General features: G+C 73.9%; 7 protein-coding genes. 2 read left to right on the forward strand and 5 right to left on the reverse strand.

Annotated features, from left to right (window positions below):
* The 3 genes from V6U81_RS28750 to pdhA form a co-directional block, all read right to left on the reverse strand.
* The coding region (locus tag V6U81_RS28750; RefSeq protein WP_334494151.1) for a biotin/lipoyl-containing protein at nucleotides 1–495 on the reverse strand (495 nt) is incomplete at its 3' end.
* Nucleotides 492–1,508: an alpha-ketoacid dehydrogenase subunit beta gene (locus V6U81_RS28755; RefSeq protein WP_334494153.1), complete on the reverse strand. Its 1,017-nt coding sequence runs from the start codon at nucleotides 1,506–1,508 to the stop codon at nucleotides 492–494. The genes V6U81_RS28750 and V6U81_RS28755, both read right to left, overlap by 4 nt.
* Nucleotides 1,508–2,716, reverse strand: a complete 1,209-nt coding sequence (gene pdhA / locus V6U81_RS28760) for a pyruvate dehydrogenase (acetyl-transferring) E1 component subunit alpha (protein WP_334494163.1) — start codon at nucleotides 2,714–2,716, stop codon at nucleotides 1,508–1,510. The genes V6U81_RS28755 and pdhA overlap by 1 nt, the downstream gene beginning before the upstream one ends.
* A gap of 72 nt (nucleotides 2,717–2,788) precedes the next feature.
* Here pdhA and V6U81_RS28765 point away from each other — a divergent pair, with 72 nt between their 5' ends.
* A complete protein-coding gene (locus V6U81_RS28765; RefSeq protein WP_334494155.1) occupies nucleotides 2,789–3,295 on the forward strand; it encodes an Lrp/AsnC family transcriptional regulator in 507 nt (168 codons plus the stop codon).
* 4 nt (nucleotides 3,296–3,299) lie between these two features.
* On the opposite strand, the gene V6U81_RS28770 is transcribed toward V6U81_RS28765, so the two are convergent.
* Nucleotides 3,300–4,271, reverse strand: a complete 972-nt coding sequence (locus V6U81_RS28770; protein WP_334494157.1) for a DNA polymerase domain-containing protein — start codon at nucleotides 4,269–4,271, stop codon at nucleotides 3,300–3,302.
* Between the two features lie 79 nt (nucleotides 4,272–4,350).
* Here V6U81_RS28770 and V6U81_RS28775 point away from each other — a divergent pair, with 79 nt between their 5' ends.
* Nucleotides 4,351–4,971, forward strand: a complete 621-nt coding sequence (locus V6U81_RS28775; protein ID WP_334494160.1) for an L-threonylcarbamoyladenylate synthase — start codon at nucleotides 4,351–4,353, stop codon at nucleotides 4,969–4,971.
* Nucleotides 4,972–4,998: 27 nt separating this feature from the next.
* Here the strand turns inward: V6U81_RS28775 and V6U81_RS28780 are convergent, their stop codons facing one another.
* Nucleotides 4,999–5,544 carry a hypothetical protein gene (locus V6U81_RS28780; protein WP_334494162.1) on the reverse strand — a complete coding sequence of 182 codons (546 nt, stop codon included), beginning with the start codon at nucleotides 5,542–5,544 and terminating at the stop codon, nucleotides 4,999–5,001.
* Nucleotides 5,545–5,732 lie beyond the last annotated feature (188 nt).

Genomic DNA, 5,732 nt, shown 5'->3' on the forward strand with positions numbered 1-5,732 from the left:
GCTCCGATCCGACGTGGGGCCGGCCACGGTGGGGTGGGCCGAAGTGTCGGGCGGGGCGGGCTGCGCCGGAGCGTCGGCAGAGGCGGGCGCGGCGGTGCCGGGCTCGGGGGCGAGCGCCAGCCGGGGACGGCGGCGCCGCCGTCCGGAGCCGCCGTGCCCGGTGCCGTACCCGATGAGGACGTTGCCGGATCCGGCCCGCTCCTCCTCCCGGTAGGTGGCGTGCCCGGCGGGCTCGTCGCCCTCCAGCGGCGCGATGGTGATCAGCGGCTGGCCGACCGGACGGACCTCACCCGCCGCGCCGTGCAGGGTGACGACCCGGCCGGCGTACGGGCAGGGCACGTCGACGACGGCCTTGGCGGTCTCCACCTCGACCACGCTCTGGTCCACCGTGACCACGTCGCCGACGGCGACCCGCCACTCGACGATCTCCGCCTCGCTCAACCCCTCGCCCAGGTCGGGCAGGAGGAAGACCCGGGTTCCGTCCACTGTGGTCATGCCGCGCTCCCCTGCGACAGCCAGCGGGTGTCCGGCTGGTCGTCCCACTGGAGCCGGGCGACCGTGTCGAGCACCCGGTCCACCGACGGGAGGTGGGTGTGCTCCAGCATCGGCGCCGGGTAGGGGATGTCCAGGCCGGAAACCCGCAGCACCGGGGCGTGCAGGGCGTGGAAACAGCGCTCCTGCACCCGGGCGGCGATCTCCGCGCCGACGCCGGCGAAGCCCTGCGCCTCCTGGATCACCACGCACCGGCCGGTCTTGCGGACCGAGGCGGCGACGGTGGCGTCGTCGAACGGCACGATGGTGCGCACGTCGACGACCTCGAGGTCCCAGCCCTCCTCGCGGGCCGCCTCGGCGGCTTCGAGGGCGACCGGCACCGCCGGGCCGTACGCGACGAGGGTGGCGTCGGTGCCGGGCCGGCGGACGACCGCGGTGCCGAACGGCGCGGTGGCCGCGGGCAGTTCCGCCTCGGCGCTGGAGAAGTAGAGCTTCTTGGGCTCCATGAAGACGACCGGGTCGGGGTCGGCGATCGCCTCGCGCAGCAGGGAGTACGCGTCCTCCACGGTCGCCGGGGTGACCACCTTCAGGCCCGGGGTGTGCGCGTAGTACGCCTCGGACGAGTCACAGTGGTGCTCGACCCCGCCGATGCCGCCGGCGTAGGGGACCCGGATGACGATCGGCACGCTCAGCGCGCCCCGGGTGCGGTTGCGCAGCTTCGCCACGTGCGAGGCGATCTGCTCGAACGCCGGGTACGCGAACGCGTCGAACTGCATCTCGACCACCGGCCGCAGACCGGACATGGCCAGCCCGACGGCGAAGCCGACGATGCCGGCCTCGGCGAGCGGGGTGTCGAAGCAGCGCTTGTCCCCGAACCGGGCCTGGAGCCCGTCGGTGATCCGGAAGACGCCGCCGAGCTGCCCGACGTCCTCACCGAAGACGACCACCCGGTCGTCGTCGAGCATCGCGTCGGCGAGCGCGGCGTTGAGCGCTTTCGCCATGGTCATGGTGCCCATCAGGCGTCCCCCTCCTCGTCGCGGGCGGCGGCCAGCTCGGCGCGGACCTGCTCGCGCTGCTCGACCAGCTGCGGGGTCGGCTCGGCGTAGATGTGGTCGAAGAGGCTGAGCGGGTCGACCGTGGGCTGGACGTGCATCCGCTCGCGCAGGTCGGCGGCGTACGCCTCGGCCTCCGCGGCGATCGCGGCGACGTCGGAGTCGTCGAGCGCGCCGCGGTTGCGCAGGTACGTCTCCAGCCGGGCCACCGGGTCCCGGTCCCGCCACGCCTCCACCTCGTCGGGGTCGCGGTAGCGGCTGGCGTCGTCGGCGTTGGTGTGCGCCTCCATCCGGTAGGTGTGCGCCTCCACCAGGAAGGGGCCGTGGCCGGCGCGGGCGTGCGCGACCGCGCGGGTGAGCACGGCGAGCACGGCCACCGGGTCGTTGCCGTCGACCTGCTCGCTGGGCACCCCGTAGCCGACGCCCTTGTAGGCCAGGCTCGGCGCGGCGGTCTGCCGGGACAGCGGGACGCTGATCGCGTACTTGTTGTTCTGCACGAAGTAGACCACCGGGGCCTTGAAGACCGCGGCGAAGTTGAGCCCCTCGTGGAAGTCGCCCTCGCTGGTGGCGCCGTCGCCGATGAAGGCCAGCGCCACGGTGTCCCGCCCCTGGTACGCCTCGCCGTAGGAGAGGCCGGCGGCGTGCACGCACTGGGTGGCCAGTGGGGTGCACTGCGGTGCGGTGTGCACCTGCGCCGGGTTGTAGCCGCAGTGCCAGTCGCCGCGCAGCAGGGTGAGCACCTCGACCGGGTCGATGCCCCGGCTGACCAGCGCCATCGACTCCCGGTAGGTGGGGAAGACCCAGTCGGTGTCCTGGACGGCGAGCACCGCCCCGACCTGGCAGGCCTCCTGGCCGCGCGAGGAGGGGTAGACGGCGAGCCGGCCCTGCTTGGTCAGCGCGGTGGCCTGCACGTCGAAGCGACGGCCGACGATCATCCGGCGGTACATCTCGCGCAGCGCCTCGACGGGCGGCTCGGGGTAGTCGTCGCGGGGCGGCAGCAGGGTGCCGTCCGGGTCGAGCAGGCGGACCGGCTCGGCGTCCGGCAGCAGGCCGCCGGTGGGGTCGGGTGCGGCGGCCGGGGTGGCCGGCCGGCGGGTACGCGGGGATGCCCTGCGGACCGCCTGGGGTGTGGTCGTCACGGCGGGGACCTCCTGGACGTGTGGTGGCCCTATGCTCCTGCTGTCGGATGATTGACTCAAGATCCCCGGTGAACGTGGGACGAATGGCCTCCGGAGGAGGACGACATGAGCCAGGAGACCACCCCGGGCCCGGGCGCGCCCGGCGGAACGGGACGTTCGGCCGGTCCGCTGGACGAGGTGGACCGGCGGATCCTGCACGAGCTGGCCCGGGACGGCCGAATGTCCGTCCGGACCCTCGCCGAACGGGTGCACGTCTCGCGCACCAACGCGTACGCCCGGGTCGAGCGGCTGCTGCGCGACGGTGTGATCACCGGCTTCCGGGCGATGGTGGCGCCGGAGCCGGCCGGGCTGGACACCTCGGCGTACATCTCGCTGACCATTGAGCAGAACACCTGGCGGGAGGTGTCGGCGGAGCTGGCCCAGGTCCGCTACATCGAACACGTCGCGCTGCTCAGCGGCGAACACGACGTCCTCGCCCTGGTCCGCGCGCCGGACAACGCCACCCTGCGCGACGTGGTGCTCAACCGGGTGCAGAGCATCGCCGGGGTGCTGTCGACCCGTACCTGGCTGGTCTTCGAGGAGTTCGACGGCGCGCAGAGCCCCTGGCAGTGACCGCTCAGCGCTCCGGCGGGGCCTCCAGCCCCTCCCGGTCGGCCAGCTCCAGCAGCGGCTCCAGGGAGAACCGCCGCTCGTCCAGCCCGGCGTGCGGGTCGCCGCGCTCGGCGAACCGGGCCGGCATGCTCACCACGTCGAAGTCCTCCGGGCGTGCGTCGTCCAGCTCCGACCAGTCCAGCGGTGCGGAGACCAGCGCGGCCGGCGTCGGCCGGATCGAGTACGCCGAGGTCACGGTGTGGTCCCGGGCCATCTGGTTGTAGTCGACGAAGACCGGCTTGTCCCGCTGCTCCCGCCACCAGGTGGTGGTGACCAGCTCCGGCAGCCGACGCTGCATCTCCAGGCCCAGTGCCAGCACCGCCCGCCGGCAGTCGCCGAAGCTCCACCGCGGCTCGATCGACAGGTAGACGTGCAGGCCGCGCCCGCCGGTGGTCTTCGGGTAGCCGACCAGCCCCAGCTCGTCGAGGAAGGCCCGCACCTCGTGCGCGACCGGCACCACCTGGTCGAACCCGACACCGGGCATCGGGTCGAGGTCGATGCGGAGCTGGTCGGGGTGCTCCACGTCGGCCGCGGACACCGGCCAGGGGTGGAACCGCAGGGTGCCCAGGTTGGCCGCCCAGATCACCACGGCCAGCTCGCTCGGCGCCACCTCGTCGGCGGTCCGCCCGCTGGGGAAGGTGATGTGCGCGGTGCGTACCCACTCGGGGGCGCCCGCGGGCAGCCGCTTCTGGTAGAAGGCGTCCCCCCGGTTGTCCTGCCGGGTGCCGATCTTCGCGCCCTCGAACACCCCACGCGGCCAGCGTTCCAGCATGGTCGGGCGGTCCCGCAGCGCGCGCAGGATGCCGTCGCCGACCGCCAGGAAGTAGCGGACCACGTCCAACTTGGTCAGGCCGCGCTCGGGGAAGTAGGGCTTGTCGGGACTGGAGACCCGGACCAGCCGCTCCCCCACCCGGATCTCCTCGGCCGCCGTCGCCACGTCTCACACGGTAGCGGCAGCGGCCGATACCCGGGACTCCGACGCGACGACCCGCGGCCTGCGCTTCTAAGCTGCGGCCATGGCGACGTACCTGGACGTGCACCCGGAGAACCCGCAACCACGGACGATCAGCCGGGTGGTCGACCTCCTGCGCTCCGACGGGCTGATCGCCTACCCGACCGACTCGTGCTTCGCGCTCGGCTGCCGGATGGGCAACCGGGACGGCCTCGACCGGATCAGGGAGATCCGGCACCTGGACAGCCGGCACCACTTCACCCTGGTGTGCCGGGACTTCGCGCAGCTCGGCCAGTTGGTCCAGATCAACAACGCGCTGTTCCGGTCGATCAAGGCGGCGACTCCCGGCAGCTACACCTTCATCCTGCCCGCCACGAAGGAGGTGCCACGCCGGCTGCTGCACCCGAAGAAGAAGACCGTGGGGGTCCGGATCCCCGACCATGCGGTGGCGCAGGCCCTGCTGGCGGAGCTGGGCGAGCCGCTGGTGTCGAGCACCCTGCTGCTGCCCGGCGAGGAGGAACCGATGACCCAGGGCTGGGAGATCAAGGAACGGTTGGACCACCAGCTCGACGCGGTGATCGACTCCGGGGAGTGCGGCACCGTGCCCACCACCGTGGTCGACTTCTCCTCCGACGAGCCGGAGATCGTCCGGCGGGGCGCCGGGGACCCGTCCCGGTTCGAGTAGGGCCGCAGGCACGGTCGCGCGGGTGACTCAGGACGCCCCGTCCTCCGGCGGCAACGGCAGCGGCTCCGCGACCGTGCCGCCGGCCCCGCGGGCTGAGTGCTCGGGCGGCGGCCGGTGGGCGTCCGGGGTTCGGCTGTGCAGCCGGCCCACCCCCGCCGGTCCGTTGCGGCGAGCCACCTCGCAGGTCACCAGGTGGATCGGTGGCGGCGGCGCGACGAACCGCCCCGGCCCCCAGCGCACCCAGAGCGCGACCCGGCCGGCCGCGGCCTCCGCCGCCAGCTTCTCCCAGGTACGCCGCCGGTCGGTGTGGTCGACCTCGACGACGACGGGCGGCCCGTCGGGTCGGGCACACGCCACGTCCAGCACCGACTGACGATCGGAGAGCGGCGGCGGCAACGGCAGCACGCTCGGCGCGCGACGGTAGACCCGCCAGCCCTGCTCACCGGCCCAGCCGGCCACGGATTCGATGACCCGGGCCGTCACCGCGTCGGCGGGCAGGTCGACGAAGCTCAGCCGGGCCAGAGCGCGCCCGAGCGACTCCGCCAGCCGCTCGCCGTCCGCCGTGCCGTCCACCGGGGCAGGGTAGCCGCTCACCAGTCCGGCCCGCGGCTCACCGGGCCTCGGCGGTCACCAGCAGCCGGAGCTGCGCGTCGACCCACGCCCGGACCGCCGCGTCGCCCGGCGCCGGGCCGAGCGTCCCGGCGAGGTCGCGCAACGCCGCCCCGCACCGCTCCAGCCCGGTCGCGGCCAGCGCCGCGCCC

This window comes from Micromonospora lacuserhaii (assembly GCF_036902735.1).
Taxonomy (GTDB): Bacteria; Actinomycetota; Actinomycetes; order Mycobacteriales; family Micromonosporaceae; genus Micromonospora.